Below are 16,465 nucleotides of genomic sequence, written 5' to 3'. Positions count from 1 at the left end.
AGGGACTTTTACCGCTTTATCACCTTTTTAATCTCTGTTTGTCCCTTTCCATTTAGTTTAATGATATACATTCCTGCCGTGTAAGCACTTAATGAAATCGTTTTTCTACTTTCTGTTTCATTTAAAATAAGGTGTTGTAATACCCTTCCGCTTAGGTCAGTTACTTCCAGGCTTTGATAGCGGTCTGCCGGAAAAGTCACGGTCAGGGAGTTGTTTGTAGGATTTGGATAGAGGTTTAAGGTAGAAGGCTGAAGGTGGAAGGCGACCGTTCTGACGCCTAATTCTGTTGCCTTGTCATCATTATCTACCTGTACCAGTTTGTAATAGTTGTTGCCGTTTAACGGCGAATTATCATAAAACGCGTACGTAGAGACGGACGATTGTCCGTCTGCGCCTGATGAAGACGGACGATTATCCGTCTTTACAACCTGTACATCACCAATTTTTACAAACGTCGCGTTCTCTTCACCTTCCATCCTTCCACCTTCCATCCCTCCGGCCTTATAAATGATGAAGCCTTTGTTGTTTAATTCGCTGGCGGTTTGCCATTGCAGCAAGGCGCTGTTGCCGGAAGCCTTAGCGGTAAAGTTAATCAGTGTAACGGGCAGCGGGGTTGGGTCGCTCTGGTACTCGTAAGCGCCTAAATCTATAATACCGCTTTCGTCGTATTTGTACACCCGAACGTTTCCGGCAAAATCTAAGCCCCCTCCGACTCCCCCTAAGGGGGAGGGAAGCGGAACTCCACCGTTAACGGCATCCCAATAAAGCTGATTGTTGCCGGTGTTGATAGCGGGGCTGTTACTTTGTAATGCCAAACCATCATCGGCTGTGCCAAAAACACCATCATCTCCGGCAGGGTTACTGCTATTTACAAATAGCGGGTCGGCGTTGATGTTCCCTTCGCCCGGATAAACCCCAACGGTCTGCTGCACCAGGCTGTACGTCACTGTCGAGTGGGAACCATCGCTGTTATCAAATGGATTCGTGCCGGTATTGCCGTAAATAATAGAATTTCTTATAACCGAAGTGGATGAAGCACTATTAGCGATAGCTCCACCTTGAGAGGTGCTTGCCTCATTCCCGAAAAATGTACAATTAACAATATCCGGGGCCGATGAAGAAGCATTATATATTCCGCCACCACCGTCGTTTGCCATGTTTTTCGAAAAGATGCATCCGGAAATTACCGGTGAAGAAGTATAGTTGGCTATACCGCCGCCTACACTTACAGCATTATTTCCTGAAAAAGAGCAATTGGTAATAGCCGGTTGTGAATTATCCTGATTGTACATAGCGCCTCCCCGCATATTTGCCGTATTATCTGAAAAAGTACAATTGGTTATTAATGGTGAAGATTGTTGATTGAATATTGCTGCACCGTGGTTTGCGGTATTGTTTGAAAAAGTACAGTTGGTAATAGCCGGCTGCGAATTATCTTGGTTGTACATCGCTCCTCCCTGCTGATTTGCCACATTGTCTGAAAAAGTACAGTCGTTTATGGTAGGCGAAGCCTGGAGGTTAAATATTCCTGCACCGTGTTGCGCAGTGTTGTTTGAAAACGTACAGTTGGTAACAGCAGGAGAGGCATTGTTTGTATTGTACATAGCTCCACCTTGTTGAGTTACGCTGTTGCCTGAAAAAATACAATTGTTTATTACAAGAGAAGAGGCATTGCTATATATAGCGGCTCCGAATACTCTGGCTACCTTAATGCCATTTACTGTAATATTACCGCTGCCATTATTGGCATTGCCTTTAGTAATGGTAAAGCCGTCTAACGCAGTTGTGTTATCTATAGCGCTACCTACTGCCACTACGATATGGTAACTGTTATCTGTACCGTCGTTAGGTGCGCCAATATCGCCGCTGAGAATGGTAGGATTAGCGATAATATCTCTTGTACCACCACCGGCAGGATAACCGCCCAGTAGCTTCAATCCGCCACGGTTAATCAAAAAAGTACTATCGCGGTTAGTCCCACTTTGCTCGCCGGTAGGGAAATAGGTACCTTCGGCAACAAGAATACTGTCTACACCGGCATAACATGTTGAACTCTGGGTTGTCTTCAATGCATACGAAAGGGTTTTAAAAGCGGTGGCCCAGCTTATACCCGTATTGTTATCATTACCATTAGTGCTATCCACATATACGGAATGCCCTACAGAAAGCGGTGCGCTTTGCCTCTCGTAAGCTCCCATATCCGCAGTACTATGGTAGGTTCGTGGATTACCGGCAATATCCTCCGTGTTTTCAGGGGAAACATTGTCATTGTTGCCAGTATTTAAGGCCGGTGAACAGCCTTGCAGAGCCAAACCATCATCGGCTGTGCCCCAAATGCCGTCATTGCCAACAGGATTACTGGCATTGACAAACAACGGGTCGGCGTTGATATTCCCTTCGCCCAGATAAACCCCAACCGTTTGCTGCACCAAACTGTAGGTTACGGTAGAATTTGAACCATCACTATTGTCAAAGATGCCAGAGCCGGTATTGCCGTAAATAATAGAATTGGTTATGGTTGAAGCAGATGAACCGCTATTGGCGATAGCCCCGCCTGCCGGGAAGGTTACTTCATTTCCAAAGAAGGTACAATTAACAATATCCGAAGACGAATGGTCTATATTACTTATTCCGCCACCTAAGCTTGCCGTATTTTTTGAAAAGACACAGTTAATCACCGTTGGTGAAGAGGCGTTCCGGTTGGCTATTCCGCCGCCATTGCCAGAATCCGATGTGTTTTCTGAAAAAACGCACTCAAAAATTACCGGTGAAGAAGCCATATTGATTATCCCACCGCCGTCGCCCTGCGAGTCGCCGTTAGCTTCGTTTTTCAGGAAATTACAGTAGCTTATTTTAGTGCCAGACAGCACACCTTGATTAAACATTCCTCCTCCAGAGGGAGCTGTATTTTCTGAAAAAGTACAATGTGTTACCAGTGGAGTCGAGGCACTGCTATACATGCCACCACCCTGCCAGTCGGTTGTGTTTTTTGAAAATGTACAGTAGGAAATGGTTGGTGAGGAAGCCGATGAATTATACATGCCGCCACCATTCAGGTCAACGCTGTTTTCTGAAAAGTTACAATGGCTGATTGCCGGAGCGGAATTATTGTTGCCCATACCACCGCCAGAATGTGCCGTATTTTCTGAAAACGTACAGTTGCTTATTATGGGTGAAGCCGCGGCAGCTGATTGGCTGTACATATATATGCCGCCGCCAATGTTTTCGGCCGTGTTTTTTGAAAATGTACAATTAGTTATGGTAAATGTTGAGCCACAATTGTATATCATTATTCCGGCACCATTACTACGGGTAATGATGGTAGAATTTACGGTGATATTGGTAGAGCCTCCCGAAGCGTATCCACCGGTAATGGTAAAGCCATTCAGCTCGGCGCTGCCCATATCGCCTGCGGCAATAAGTACGTGAGTAGCATCGTTAGCGTCTGATGTGCTGTTTTTATCAATGTCGCCGCTTAGTATTGTGGGGTTGGCAGCAATATCACGTGTGCCATCTCCACCACCATTAGGATAGCCGCCCAGTATTTTTACATTGGCAGGCAGCACAAAGGTTTTGTCTCTTTCTTCCGTGCCATTGCCGGCCTTGTACTCAGGAGAGTAAGTGCCTTTAGCTACCAATATGGTATCGATGGTGGCTGAATATCCGGCGATATTCAGGGCGTCGGAAAGCGAGGTAAGCGCATTGGCCCAGTCGTTGCCGCTGTTGCTGCCGGTAGCCGAAGCGTCCACATATAATACGTTGCCGCTGGTAGCTTCGCTAAGTATATAGCCATTTACCCAATTGGAAGTATTACCGTTTAGGGCAAAGTTCACTGCTGTGCCAGGATTGGCATTGGCCGTTAGGTCGGTAACCTGTGTAAGCCCGGTGTTGTCGCTCCCGGCTGTTCCCTCATCCATGTTATAATAAGCCACCAGTCCGGGAGTAGTGGGCAGTACAGTACGGCCCATGTTTCCCTGTAGCTGTTCGGGGGTGAGGGCAACATTCCATATCCGTACCTCGTCTATCGTACCGTTAAAATAACGAGGCGATGACTGGTAATCCATTCCCAGCGCAAGTTTATCCGTATTGGCTGCTACGGGTATAGCTGTGCCGCTAAGCGCTTGGGCTACGCCGTTTACATAAAGCGTCCGGGTACCTCCGTTATTTACAGCGGCAATGTGATACCAGGTATTTGGCGCCAGGATTCCGTTCGCGGTTTTCAGGCCGTCAAAGTCTAAACCTGTATACGGGCCATCGCCGGTAAGCCGCAGAAAATAACCATTGGCACCGGAGTTGTGGTATTTGGAAATAATACCGGCCAACGCATTAAAGCCTGATGGCTTTATCCAGCATTCGAGGGTATAAGTGCCGGTATTGGTAAAGTCGAGCGCATCGTTATCCGGAATATCTACATGGTCGTCTGTTCCGTCAAAATGAAGGGCGTTAACACCCGGCTTGATATAGGGATGCAGGTTCATACGCAAAACCGGTACTTTCTTCAATACGTAAGGTATTGAATTACTCCAACCGTTGGCAGTGGTGTAATACCATAACTGGCCTTCTGTATAGGTTTCATCACATGAGGCAACAGCCGACGTGTTGTCAAACTGAATATCGGCAATCACATAAGTACCCGGCATAAGCACAATCGGCCCGTTTTTAAAAGACAATGTTGTTTTCAGGGTATCTTCTCCTGAATACGATAATGTATCTGTACTGCCAATCATTTCGACAGGTGTACCCGTATTGTTTTCTTTCCATACCGAAACGGCGTATTGCCGTGGTGCGGCGCTGGTATTATATTGTACATATACGGAACTGAGTACCGATGGATTGATAATGGTAAACGCCTGTCCGGTATGACCCGGTTCCCCGATAGATAATTGCCCGGTGACGATGCCGTTATCCCTGGCCAGTGTACTATCGGTTATCGTTACGGTTCTCGTCAGGGTATCGTTTAGCGGGTTTTCATCGGCTTCGCTGGCTGATGGAAAATATTTAATGGTATAAATCCCGGACGCATCGGGTGTCCATTCAGGACTTAAGGTGAACGAATTGCTTGCCAGTGTGCCGAGCGAACTAAGCGCACTGCTTTCGGCTGTGTGTACCAGATTGTGAGCGGAATCGTATATGCGGGCATTCAGCTTAACCTGGCTGAGGGATTGAACGCCCGTATTTTTAATGCTACCGCTTAACGGGATGCTACTGATATTGAATACCGGCATCTGGGTATATTCGTAACCGGTAATGCCGGTAACCGCGGCATCCGCGTTATAATTGACAGCTACTTTCACATCATCTATAAACAGCAAAAATTTATCATCAGAATGGTTTCTGAAACCGATATATACTGTTTGCCCCGCATACGCACTTAAATCAACGGAGTGAGTGGCCCAGGTTGTACTTTCTGTAATAGAACTGTATAATACGATAGAATTACTAAGCATATTGCCTATATTACCCGCACTGCCGGTAGGAGTATCGGTCATGATACGCACTTCGTAGCTGTCAGGATAATCGGCATCGCCTACTTTACCCCGCCATGTTAACTGCACAACACCGTTGCTCAGTGTAATGGCGGGGGTCCACATCCAGTCATCGGCTGTGCCTGCAGGAGTGTAATATGAAGTAGATATGGCGCAGCTATCGGCATAGTTGGCATCAGTGAAGGAATTTTCACGCCGTATCCAGCTATTATTTACATAAGACACCTGCTCTGCAGGAGTGAAGTTATCCACATTTGCCAGTGTCCAGCCAGCGGGAAAAGTGTAAGACTGGTAGCCGCCTACAGCGATCGCACCGGGAATATTATCAAAGTCTTCGTAAAAAAGCACCTGTGCTTTTAGCGATAGCGATGAGATGAACAGGATGAGGAAAGTAAAGGATAAACGTAGATTCATATTGCGCTGTATTTAAATAACATGCAATATTATTGCTCGCAGGTAGTATTCTTGTGTAAAAATGCGAACGAAATTTGTTGGCCTCACCCCCAGCCCCTCTCCAAGGGAGAGGGGAGTAAGCTGATTGAGCGAAGCTCCGGCTTCGTTCAGTAACTTTAAGGCTTGTGGCTTTTTAGGTAATTAAGGAAGTTTCAGAACTTCCTGTAATGCTAAGGCCTAAGTTATCCGGTGCTCAATATTCCTGCTGAAACTTAAGACAGGTGAAGTTTTTAAGACTGTCAGAGTTTTAAACCCTGACAGCGTTATAGCATTTGAAACTTAAGCCATGTTCTGGAATTCCTATCGCGATTTGACTTGATTTGTTCCGGGATTACTCCGGGACGAAGATGTCTCAAAGAGGCCTTCCACCTTCCGGCCTTATCGTACCGGCGAGAAATTAGAATTATATGCAAACAGGTATTCCTGCAACGGATGCTGCTTATCGTTAATGTAGTCCTGAAATTTAATACCCATGCACCGTTGAAAATCTTTCTGAAAGTGAGAATAGTCGTAATACTCCAGGATACTTATAACAGCATCAATGTGTTCTTTCTGCGATTGTTGCAACAGGGTAAGCACCGAAGCGAAACGACAGGTTTTGGTGTAATGGGCAGGTGTAATACCAATTTCTTTTTTAAAATATTTTTCGAGGGAACGCCGGGATAGCTTAAAACGCCTGGCGATTTCCAGCATTTTTACACATCCATTTTTTGTATGGATGTATTCAATAATAGCATCGATAAGGTTATTTGAATTCCGGATATTTTTGCACCAGGGCTCCATCCAGTTGAATAACCGGTTTGCTATTTCCTCATAATTATTACAGGTCTGCAGTTCTTCGCGGATATCATGTAAATCATCGTTTATGGCCTTTTTAGCAGGAAGGTACTTCCCGTTGTAGTCGGCCGGGTTTAGATGGAAGACCCGGTTAAATGTCGTGGGTTTCAGGGATATAATGGCAAACAGCGTATCAGACTGTACCTTAAACTCAAAGAATTGTGTTCCTGAAGCGTTAAAGAGTACCTCGCTACCATCGTATATGACCTCGTTTGAGCGGATCTGTACATCGCCTTTAAGAACAAATGTGATATAGTTGCCGCCAAGATGAAATAATTTTTCCCATCCTTTGGTAACGGCCATCTCAGCCACCGTTATGTTCTTGACGATAGCTGTCAATATTCCGGGTTCGGGGTAAAACCTGTTAATATTGGTGAATGCAGGCATTTTCGTGAAAATGAATATTATTTCTGTGTTAAAGATAATGTTTTTAGCTTAAAGTTGAATGGCGGATAGTTTATGGCTGATGGCTTATAGTTCATGGTTCATAGTCCTTAGTCCGGAAGTCGGGAAAGTCTGAAAGCAGAAATGTGTTGCCAGTTGTGAGTTACGTGTTATGAGGCCCGTAACACGTAACTCATAACTCGTAACTCATAACACGTAACAATATAACAATCTGGCAATACAACAATTTGAGCGAAGCGAAACAATCTCACATCTAAAATCTCGTGTCTCAATACTCAACACTAATTTTACCTAATTATCGCAGAGGGTTGGAACAGGCAACCGTTCAAAAAACTATCTTTGCGGGGTGAATACTATCCGGCGCTATTTTGCTGAAATCTGCTTTAAAGGCACGCAATATCATGGCTGGCAGGTGCAGCCTAATGCTGTTACTGTACAGCAGGTGCTTAACCAGATGCTGAATACGGTTTTCAGGCAGACCGTTGAAACGGTGGGTTGTGGCCGTACCGATGCCGGCGTACATGCCACCCAGTTTTATGTACATTTTGATGTAAGCGATGTGGATATGCCGTTTGAAGAGCAGCGCTCGCTGAACAGCCTGAACGCTTTGCTTCCGTATGATATCGCGGTAAAGCGGCTTATCCCGGTTAAGCCGGATGCCCATGCCCGTTTTGACGCCACGCTACGTTCGTATGAATATCGTATTCATTTTGAAAAAGATCCGTTTAAAAAAGATTTATCCTGGCAGTTACGCGACCGTCCTGATATTGCCGTTATGAACAAAGCTTCGGCGATTTTGCAGCAATACCGGGATTTCAGTTGTTTCAGTAAATCAAACACGCAGGTGTTTACCAACAATTGCATGATTAAAGAGGCGGTGTGGAGAGAGCAGGCAGATGGTATTGTATTTTATATTTCGGCCGACCGTTTTTTGCGGAACATGGTGCGTGCCATCGTTGGTACGCTGCTGGAAGTAGGGCGTGGTGAAATGGCCCCGGAGGCCTTGCATGATATTATAATGAGTAAAGACCGTTCGAATGCCGGTACATCGGTGCCGGCCTGTGGTTTGTATCTTACGGCGGTACATTATCCTTATATTGAAAGTCAAAATTAAAAAGTCAAAAGTCAAAATGCCCGGCGCACATGGCCTTTTTAAAGGCAAAGTTGGGTGGAGCGAAATCCTCCCGGGTAATTCGGGGTTCGGGGATTAAAAGTTGCGAGGAGTAAAATATGGCAAAAGTTACCGGAAAAGCATTAGATATTAAATTACTGGGGCGTGTGCTGCAGTATGTCAGGCCTTTTCGTTTGCTGTTTATTGTATCGGCGGTGCTTACTATTTTGCTTTCGGTGGTGTCGCTGGCGCAACCGTTTTTAATGCAGCTTGCGGTCGACCGGTATATCATCCGGGCAGATTATCCGGGGTTGATCAAGATTTGTTTGCTGATGTCGGGATTATTAATCCTGCAATCGCTGGTGCAATATTATCAAACGTTTTCCACGAATTTATTGGGGCAGTCGGTTATCCGCAACCTGCGTATTGATGTGTTTAATCATATCACTTCGCTGCGATTGAAGTATTTTGACCGTACACCTATCGGGATGCTGATAACACGTACGGTATCTGACCTGGAAACTATTGCCGATATTTTTTCTGAAGGCTTAATTTCCATCATTGGCGATTTATTGCTGGTAATTGGTGTTCTGGTGGTGATGCTGATTCAGGACTGGAAACTTACATTGGTAACGCTTATTCCCATGCCACTGCTTTTTCTGGCTACGTATATCTTTAAGGAAGCTATTAAATCGGCTTTCCAGGAAGTGCGTACGCAGGTTGCCCGGCTCAATACGTTCTTGCAGGAACATATTACGGGCATCAGCATTATCCAGTATTTCGCCCGCGAGGCGCAGGAAATGAAGAAATTTAAAGCTGTAAATAAGCTGCACCGCGATGCGCATATCCGTTCAAACTGGTACTATTCCATATTTTTCCCGGTGGTCGAAATTATCTCCGCCATGTCGCTGGGTTTGCTGGTTTGGTACGGCTCAAAGCGTATTCTTTCAGACCATGAGCTGGCCGCTTTGTCTGCCTCGTCGGGCGGTGTAACGCCGGGTTTAATCGTATCATTCATCGCCTTTATTAACATGATGTTCAGGCCCATCAGGCAACTGGCTGATAAATTCAACACGCTGCAAATGGGTATGGTGGGCGCCGACCGGATTTTTACCGTTTTGGATACCGATGAAACTACGGCCAATAACGGTACACTGAAACCTGTAGCCATACAGGGCGATATTCGTTTTGAGCATGTATGGTTTGCTTATAACGATGAAAATTGGGTGTTGAAGAATATTTCGTTTCATGTAAAACCCGGCGAAACGCTAGCGCTGGTAGGCGCAACGGGGGCGGGAAAATCATCAACCATTAATATTCTTAACCGTTTTTACGAGATTGGTAAGGGCACCGTATTGCTTGACGATGTGGATATCCGGCATTATGAGCTTGGTTTTCTGCGTTCGCAGATTGCTACCGTGATACAGGATGTTTTCCTGTTTTCGGATACCATTGCCAACAACATCAGCCTGAATAACCCGGATATTTCGCGGGAGCAGATCATTGCCGCGGCCAAAGAAGTGGGTGCGCATGAGTTTATTATGCGTTTGCCCGGCGGCTATGATTACGTGGTGCAGGAACGCGGCGCAACCTTATCGGCCGGGCAGGCGCAGCTCGTGTCGTTTATCCGTGCCCTGGTGTATAATCCTAAGATTCTGGTGTTGGATGAAGCTACTTCTTCGGTAGATACTGAAACGGAACATCTTATCCAAACGGCTATTGAAAAGCTGATGCAGGGACGTACATCCATTGTGATTGCGCACCGTTTGTCTACCATCCAGCATGCCGACAGAATTATTGTGCTTGACCATGGTGAGATTAAGGAGATGGGCTCACACCAGGAATTGCTGCGTTTAGATGGTTATTACAAACGCCTGTACGATTTGCAATTTAATTCGGCCGGGATTGGAGAGCGGTAGCGGGAAACTTCACTATGCGCTATTCTGTTTCCCCTACAATTACTATGGTATGAACCTTTGTTTATCAGCCGGAGGCTTAAAAGTAGTTGAACGAAGCCGGAGCTTCGCTCAATCGATAAGAATTTTGCTTCACCAAGGAAATTCCCTTTGTCTACCCAACACTTTTATTTCGGTTTAGATATTCTTTTGCTGTTAATATTGGAATAGTTTGTTTACCGAAATCCTTTTTATTTCTGGTTATAATCATATTCGCATTATTTTCTATGGTAGTGTAGTATTGAATGGCATCTTCAAAGTCTTTTAAGTCTGAAGCCAAAGCCAGCTCAATTATTTTGTCATCCAATGGCAAAACTTCTACCAGAACTTTAAATTTTGCCAATATTTTCCTGGCCTCATCAGAGTTATAATTCCTTAAGAGTAAAAAATGTGTATTCGCAATGGTTAATGAAGAAATAAAAAGTTTTACTTTCTTTTTGTCAGCAAGTGTAAATAATTCCTGAGCTTCTTCATAAAATCCTTCTCTCTTTTGAAGAAGGTCAATGATAATGTTTGTGTCAACAAAAAGTTTATCCATTATGAATATTTTTTGTTTAAATATTCATAATAGTTTTTTCTGAAGTCAGCGTCTTGTTCACTTGGAATTACACCGGTTAAACTCTCAACAAGCGGACTTACTTTAATCTCTTTTTCGTTCTTTTGGGTCAATGAGTTTAAATAGTTTTCGATTAATTGCGATAAGCTAACTTTATGACTTTTTGCATAGTCTTTTGCACTTTCAATGATATGCTTGTTTAAGTTCAATGTCAGTTTCGTATTCATTCCTTTAAACGTATGTTACGTGTAAAGTTAGGAATAATTTACGTAATTGAATAAGTGGTCATGCAAAGTTGTTCTGGCTTTTAACGCTGTCAGGGTTCAAAACCCTGACAGCGTTTACCGAAATAAATCCCGGTACGAAATTCGACAAGAACAACAGCCGTTTTGAGTGTAATTTTACTCCTTTGTAAACGCAAATTGCCCTCCTCTTTGTTTAAGTGTCATTGTTTTTGCTGCCGGATTAAATTCTAATACTACACCTGCCTGGTCAAATTTAAATTTGTCTTTTTCTATTGCTTCAAGCGGAAAGGAAGGTTGTCCTGTGCCTTGCGCAATGAGTGTACTGTTTTTTTTAGTTATTGTTATTTTAAGCGGGATTTGCGTTGATGAATAAACGCCCAAATACTTGTCCAAATCTGCTGAACTCACTTTGTAAGTTGAAAATTCAGGAATGTCATAAGGCTTGTCATAAACGGCACTCAGAACCGCAATAGAAATGTTGTTATTGTTAAAGTTTGTTCCGTTTGAGGTTAGCGCATAAGAAATATTGCCGTCTGAAAAATGTGCGAAAACAGCACTAAAACCATCTATACCTCCAGTGTGTCCATAACCTGTTTTATTGTAAAAAGGAATTTGAAACAATCCAATTCCATAATGGTCTTTGATGGTTTTCATCGTTTCAAGACTTTCTTTTTTTAAAAGTTTTCCTCCAAACAACGCGTCGCTGAATTTTACCAAATCGCCCGGTGTGGAAACAATGCCGCCCGCACCTAAAGGAATAGAAATATCGGTTTCGGGTTCAACTTTCCAGGTATCTGTGTATTTATATGATTTACTTTCTTTCTCCGAAGTTTTAATTTTTCCTCCCAGGTATGTATTGACTAATCCAATGGGTTGAGTAATGTATTCTTTCAGTAATTCGGTATAGGATTTTTTGAAGCTCTTTTCAAGAATATAGGTTAGAAGCACAAAGTTTGAATTGCTGTATTCAGCTTTACTGCCAGGCTCAAAATCGCTGCCGGCTTTAGCAATAATCGCTACCATTTCTGCTTCAGTCTTGGGTTGGGTGTGCCAGGTCAGGTAATCTTTTTCATTGGTAAAATTAGGTATTCCGCTTCGGTGACTGAGCAAATCTTTAATGGTTATTTTAGCGGCATTTTTAATAGCCGGAAAATATTGGTCAATGGTTTGGCTCAGGTCTAATTTTTTCCCTTCTACGGCTTTTAATACCAAAACCGAAGTGAACGTTTTGGATATTGAGCCAATCCGGTATTTGGTATTTGCGTCTGCCAGTATATTGTTCTCAATGTCCGCAAATCCTATGGATTTTGAGTAAATGAGTTTTCCGTCCCGTGAAACAGCCACACTCCCCATAAACTTATCGTTTGCTTTAAGTGCGTTAAAGTAATTATCCAGCTTGATTTTGTCAAAGTTTTGGGCAATCCCGATTTGACATAAAACTCCGGTAATCAGTATTGTTAACGTTGTTTTTTTCATTTGTTAATTTTCCAATGTCCGCCCTTGTCGCTACCAATGCGTTCAAGTATTCCTATTGTTTTTAGTTTTGCTATATTCTTTTCTACTGCTCTTGTTGATATATTCAGTTGTTCTGCTAATTCTTTAATCGTTATCCGGGCATTGTTTTTTATCAATCGTATAATTTTCTCCGAACTTTTCCAGGGTTTCTCCGAACTTTTCTCCGAACCTTCTTTTTTAGTCTATGCCTTCAACTACTTTTTTTCAACCAATCCCGATTTGACATAAAACTCCGGTAACCATATTGTTTTTTCATTTATTATTTATTTGTTCGGCAAGTCCAATAAGAAGTCCTTCAACTCCACGAATGTAGCAAAGCCGGTATATGTTTTCATAATTAACCACTTCGCCAACAAGTTCTGCACCTTGCTTTGTAAGTCTGGACACCAACTCGTCAATATTGTCAACTTTGAACATGACTCTTAGATACCCCAAAGAATTAACAGGTGCTGCCCTATGGTCAGAAATGATTGCCGGTGTTAGAAATCTTGAAAGTTCAAGCCGGCTGTGCCCGTCAGGTGTAACCATCATTGCAATTTCTACGGATTGATTTCCAAGTCCTGTTACTCGTCCCGCCCATTCGCCTTCAATCATGGTTCGTCCTTCAAGTTTCAGCCCCATTTCTGTGAAAAAAGAAATAGCGTTATCAAGATTTTCTACAACGATGCCTACGTTGTTCATTTCAAGTAATTTACTTTTTGTCATATTGTTCTTGTTATGTCGTTTATTAATGTCTACTGTGGCGTCCTGCAACGACCGCTAACTCCCAAATATACACAACACGTTCACGTATAAACAGATAAAATGGTTATACCCGGATAAAATCTACTCAACTTATGCTAATCTTTCATTATCAATAAATGGTATTTATCAACTACATTCGCAATCTTGTAAACTTTGGTATTAAATCCACTTTTTATTTTTACGGTAAAAAATAAATGAAGTTAATCTATACTAACCTAACCTTCCAGGTAATTGTGGCCATTATAACAGGCATGATTATCGGTGCGTTCTTTCCCGGCTTTTCACCTTACGCCAAATTGATCAGTCAGAGCTTTATCAACATGATCAACATGCTGATAGCACCCATTATATTTCTAACCATTGTGCTGGGTATTGCGCACATGGGCGATATGAAAAAGGTAGGTCGCGTGGGAGGAAAGGCTTTAATATATTTTGAAATAGTTACCACGCTGGCCATTATCATCGGTATGCTGGTTGCCAATCTCCTGAAGCCCGGCGAGGGTTTGAGCACGGCAGGCAGCGATGCCCAAAGCGTAGATAAATATGCCAAAGAGGCTGCAGAGATAAACTGGAGTGAGTTTATTGCCCATATTATTCCGCATAATATTTTTGAGTCCTTTGTTAAGGGAGATATTCTGCAACTACTGTTCTTCGCCATTTTGTTTGGCTACGGTTTAAACCGTATGGGCAGCAGCGGACAATCGCTGTTATCAACCTTCGATAAGCTATCGAAAGTGTTTTTCAATATCATGAAGGTGGTAATGCGCCTGGCCCCGGTGGGTGCTTTCGGCGGAATGGCTTACAGTATTGGTACGTACGGATTATCCACCCTGCTGCCTATGGCCAAGCTGATGGGAACGGTATATTTAACCTGTATCCTGTTTATCTTCGCGGTTTTAAATGCCATTTGCCGCTACTATAAATTCAGCCTGTGGAAATATTTGCGGTATATCCGCCAGGAAATATTAATTGTACTGGGAACCTCGTCATCAGAATCGGTATTGCCCAGTATGATGCAGAAGATGGAAACCATTGGTTGCGATAAATCCGTTGTCGGTTTAGTTATACCTACCGGCTACTCGTTTAACTTAGACGGAACCGCCATTTACCTTTCTATGGCGGTGTTGTTTTTAACGCAGGCGTTTAATATTCATTTAGGGTTGGGTCAGCAAATATCGCTGCTGGCGGTTTTGATGGTTACATCCAAGGGAGCAGCCGGAGTTACCGGAAGCGGGTTTATCGTGCTGGCGTCAACCTTATCGGCATTAAAAATTATGCCGGTAGAGCATATTGCCCTATTGCTGGGCGTAGACCGTTTTATGTCCGAAGCCCGTGCCATTACCAATATGATCGGTAACGGGATAGCTACCATTGTTATCGCCAAAAGCGAAAATGAATTTGATGAGGATAAATACCGTTGGGCCACACAACCTGCCGCTATAGAAAAGATGGAGGAGATGATGTAACGCGTATTGTGGCCTATTTCTGCTTCCTGACTATAGGCCATTAGCTGTTAGCCATTGGCTATCGGCCATCAGCCATCAGCCACCTTCGTAAATCATAAATCTAAAATCGTAAATGGGATTACCGCCAATTTCAATTTGACAATCCATGCAATAATAGTAGCTTTGCACCCAAAGCAAAAAATAAAGATCTATGAGCGTTTTAGTTAATAAAAATTCTAAAGTTATCGTACAGGGTTTTACAGGCAACGAGGGTACTTATCACGCGTCGCAAATGATAGAATACGGAACCAACGTTGTTGGAGGGGTTACCCCCGGCAAAGGCGGTCAGACCCATTTGGAGCGTCCCGTTTTTAATACTGTAAAAGATGCTGTGGATAAAACAGGCGCCGACGTATCTATTATTTTTGTTCCTCCGGCATTTGCTGCCGATGCCATTATGGAAGCTGCCGATGCCGGCATCAAAGTAATTGTATGTATTACTGAAGGTATTCCTACTAAAGATATGATCATGGTGAAGGAATACATTAAAGACAGGGACACCCGTTTGATCGGACCAAATTGCCCCGGAATTATTACTGCTGACGAAGCTAAAATCGGTATTATGCCTGGTTTTATCTTCAGGAAAGGTAATGTAGGTGTTGTATCCAAATCAGGAACCCTGACTTATGAAGCCGTAGACCAGGTGGTAAAAGCCGGGTTGGGTATTACTACAGCCATCGGAATTGGTGGCGACCCGATTATCGGTACGCCAACGGTAGAAGCGGTAAAGCTGCTGATGAACGATCCTGAAACTGCCGGTATCATCATGATTGGCGAGATTGGCGGTGGTATGGAAGCCGAAGCAGCCCGTTGGATAAAAGAGAACGGTACTAAGCCGGTTGTAGGCTTTATCGCCGGACAAACTGCGCCTCCGGGACGTCGTATGGGTCATGCCGGCGCTATTGTTGGCGGTGCCGACGATACAGCGGCTGCCAAAATGAAAATTATGCGTGAGTGCGGCATACGGGTAGTGGAATCTCCGGCAGAGATTGGCGCTGCCATGGCCGAAGAACTGGCAAAATAATATGCTGCTTTAGCAGATACGTTGATATTTATTAATACCTCATCCGTAAAACGATGGGGTATTTTAAGTTAATTACAAACGAATAATTTTAAGCCGATTACCTGTTTTGATGTTTACTTAATCTAAATCGGTAGGTTAGGATTGCGAGGTGAGCCTTTTGAATTTTTACTTTTGAATTGAAAACATGCGCATAGTTATTATTGGAATATTGACGGCAGCTCTGTGTGTTCATACAACTAAAGTAAAAGCTGCATTTACAAAAGCATACACTGATACATTAAGCGGTAAGGCAACCTATTATGCCGGCTATTTCGAAGGCCGGAAAACTACCAGCGGACAGCGCTATCATCATAAAAAGTTTACGGCCGCACACCGCACGCTTCCATTTGGCAGCCGGGTTACCGTTGTTAACAAAGCCAACGGCAAATCCATTGATGTACTGGTAAACGACCGTGGACCTTTTAATAAAAAGTACCTCATCGATATTTCGCAGGGAGCGGCAAAAGCTATTGGCATCTATGGTCGCGGTGTAGCCGATGTTCAGTTGATTTACCAGGATGGTAATGAACCATAGTTTCATTTGACAACTTTTTAAAAAGTTGTCAAATTTTAAGAGTCTGTTTAAAAAT

Annotated in this window: 12 protein-coding genes; 5 read left to right on the top strand and 7 right to left on the bottom strand. The window is 43.5% G+C overall.

All coding sequences use genetic code 11. The annotated features are described in order from the left end of the window. Nucleotides 1-8 precede the first annotated feature (8 nt). On the bottom strand, nt 9-5,900 hold the full coding sequence (locus tag FW774_RS04980; RefSeq protein ID WP_149347018.1) for a right-handed parallel beta-helix repeat-containing protein: 5,892 nt from the start codon (nt 5,898-5,900) through the stop codon (nt 9-11). Between the two features lie 417 nt (nt 5,901-6,317). Continuing rightward, the gene (locus tag FW774_RS04975) at nt 6,318-7,163 is read right to left on the bottom strand and encodes a helix-turn-helix domain-containing protein (protein ID WP_149347017.1); all 846 of its coding nucleotides are present in this window, start codon (nt 7,161-7,163) and stop codon (nt 6,318-6,320) included. A gap of 364 nt (nt 7,164-7,527) precedes the next feature. Here FW774_RS04975 and truA point away from each other — a divergent pair, with 364 nt between their 5' ends. Beyond that, a complete protein-coding gene (truA, locus tag FW774_RS04970; protein ID WP_149347016.1) occupies nt 7,528-8,295 on the top strand; it encodes a tRNA pseudouridine(38-40) synthase TruA in 768 nt (255 codons plus the stop codon). Between the two features lie 116 nt (nt 8,296-8,411). Beyond that, nucleotides 8,412-10,211: an ABC transporter ATP-binding protein gene (locus tag FW774_RS04965; protein WP_149347015.1), complete on the top strand. Its 1,800-nt coding sequence runs from the start codon at nt 8,412-8,414 to the stop codon at nt 10,209-10,211. Between the two features lie 151 nt (nt 10,212-10,362). Here FW774_RS04965 and FW774_RS04960 read toward each other — a convergent pair whose 3' ends face one another. From FW774_RS04960 to FW774_RS04940, 5 genes are all read right to left on the bottom strand, one after another. Then, nucleotides 10,363-10,785 carry a type II toxin-antitoxin system VapC family toxin gene (locus FW774_RS04960; protein ID WP_149347014.1) on the bottom strand — a complete coding sequence of 141 codons (423 nt, stop codon included), beginning with the start codon at nt 10,783-10,785 and terminating at the stop codon, nt 10,363-10,365. Next, on the bottom strand, nt 10,785-11,030 hold the full coding sequence (locus tag FW774_RS04955) for a DUF6364 family protein (protein WP_149347013.1): 246 nt from the start codon (nt 11,028-11,030) through the stop codon (nt 10,785-10,787). Before FW774_RS04955 ends, FW774_RS04960 begins: the two co-directional genes overlap by 1 nt. A 174-nt stretch (nt 11,031-11,204) precedes the next feature. Then, complete coding sequence (locus tag FW774_RS04950) at nt 11,205-12,524, bottom strand: serine hydrolase domain-containing protein (protein ID WP_149347012.1); 1,320 nt, start codon at nt 12,522-12,524, stop codon at nt 11,205-11,207. Continuing rightward, on the bottom strand, nt 12,521-12,685 hold the full coding sequence (locus tag FW774_RS20840; RefSeq protein ID WP_410522724.1) for an HTH domain-containing protein: 165 nt from the start codon (nt 12,683-12,685) through the stop codon (nt 12,521-12,523). Before FW774_RS20840 ends, FW774_RS04950 begins: the two co-directional genes overlap by 4 nt. 130 nt (nt 12,686-12,815) lie before the next feature. Beyond that, nucleotides 12,816-13,268 (bottom strand): VOC family protein, encoded by a 453-nt coding sequence (locus tag FW774_RS04940; protein WP_149347011.1) that lies wholly within the window; start codon nt 13,266-13,268, stop codon nt 12,816-12,818. A 233-nt stretch (nt 13,269-13,501) separates the two neighbouring features. Between FW774_RS04940 and FW774_RS04935 the strand changes: the two genes are divergently transcribed. The 3 genes from FW774_RS04935 (at nt 13,502) to FW774_RS04925 (ending at nt 16,410) form a co-directional block, all read left to right on the top strand. Further along, nucleotides 13,502-14,773, top strand: a complete 1,272-nt coding sequence (locus FW774_RS04935; RefSeq protein ID WP_149347010.1) for a dicarboxylate/amino acid:cation symporter — start codon at nt 13,502-13,504, stop codon at nt 14,771-14,773. A gap of 190 nt (nt 14,774-14,963) precedes the next feature. Then, nucleotides 14,964-15,836 (top strand): succinate--CoA ligase subunit alpha, encoded by an 873-nt coding sequence (gene sucD, locus FW774_RS04930; protein ID WP_149347009.1) that lies wholly within the window; start codon nt 14,964-14,966, stop codon nt 15,834-15,836. Nucleotides 15,837-16,020: 184 nt separating this feature from the next. Beyond that, nucleotides 16,021-16,410, top strand: a complete 390-nt coding sequence (locus FW774_RS04925) for a septal ring lytic transglycosylase RlpA family protein (RefSeq protein ID WP_149347008.1) — start codon at nt 16,021-16,023, stop codon at nt 16,408-16,410. Nucleotides 16,411-16,465 lie beyond the last annotated feature (55 nt).

The sequence above is a fragment of the Pedobacter sp. BS3 genome, from assembly GCF_008274585.1.
Classification (GTDB): domain Bacteria; phylum Bacteroidota; class Bacteroidia; order Sphingobacteriales; family Sphingobacteriaceae; genus Hufsiella_A.
The sequence above is the reverse complement of the archived record's forward strand: the minus strand, read 5'-3'. Positions and strand labels throughout refer to the sequence as shown.

What these genes read in the sequence shown, in the direction of transcription:
- FW774_RS04980 (WP_149347018.1), bottom strand. Translation starts at nt 5,900, where the DNA reads ATGAATCTACGTTTATCCTTTACTTTCCTCATCCTGTTCATCTCATCG.
- FW774_RS04950 (WP_149347012.1), bottom strand. Translation starts at nt 12,524, where the DNA reads ATGAAAAAAACAACGTTAACAATACTGATTACCGGAGTTTTATGTCAA.
- FW774_RS04935 (WP_149347010.1), top strand. Translation starts at nt 13,502, where the DNA reads ATGAAGTTAATCTATACTAACCTAACCTTCCAGGTAATTGTGGCCATT.
- FW774_RS04940 (WP_149347011.1), bottom strand. Translation starts at nt 13,268, where the DNA reads ATGACAAAAAGTAAATTACTTGAAATGAACAACGTAGGCATCGTTGTA.
- FW774_RS04955 (WP_149347013.1), bottom strand. Translation starts at nt 11,030, where the DNA reads ATGAATACGAAACTGACATTGAACTTAAACAAGCATATCATTGAAAGT.
- FW774_RS04925 (WP_149347008.1), top strand. Translation starts at nt 16,021, where the DNA reads ATGCGCATAGTTATTATTGGAATATTGACGGCAGCTCTGTGTGTTCAT.
- FW774_RS04975 (WP_149347017.1), bottom strand. Translation starts at nt 7,163, where the DNA reads ATGCCTGCATTCACCAATATTAACAGGTTTTACCCCGAACCCGGAATA.
- FW774_RS04960 (WP_149347014.1), bottom strand. Translation starts at nt 10,785, where the DNA reads ATGGATAAACTTTTTGTTGACACAAACATTATCATTGACCTTCTTCAA.
- sucD (WP_149347009.1), top strand. Translation starts at nt 14,964, where the DNA reads ATGAGCGTTTTAGTTAATAAAAATTCTAAAGTTATCGTACAGGGTTTT.
- FW774_RS04965 (WP_149347015.1), top strand. Translation starts at nt 8,412, where the DNA reads ATGGCAAAAGTTACCGGAAAAGCATTAGATATTAAATTACTGGGGCGT.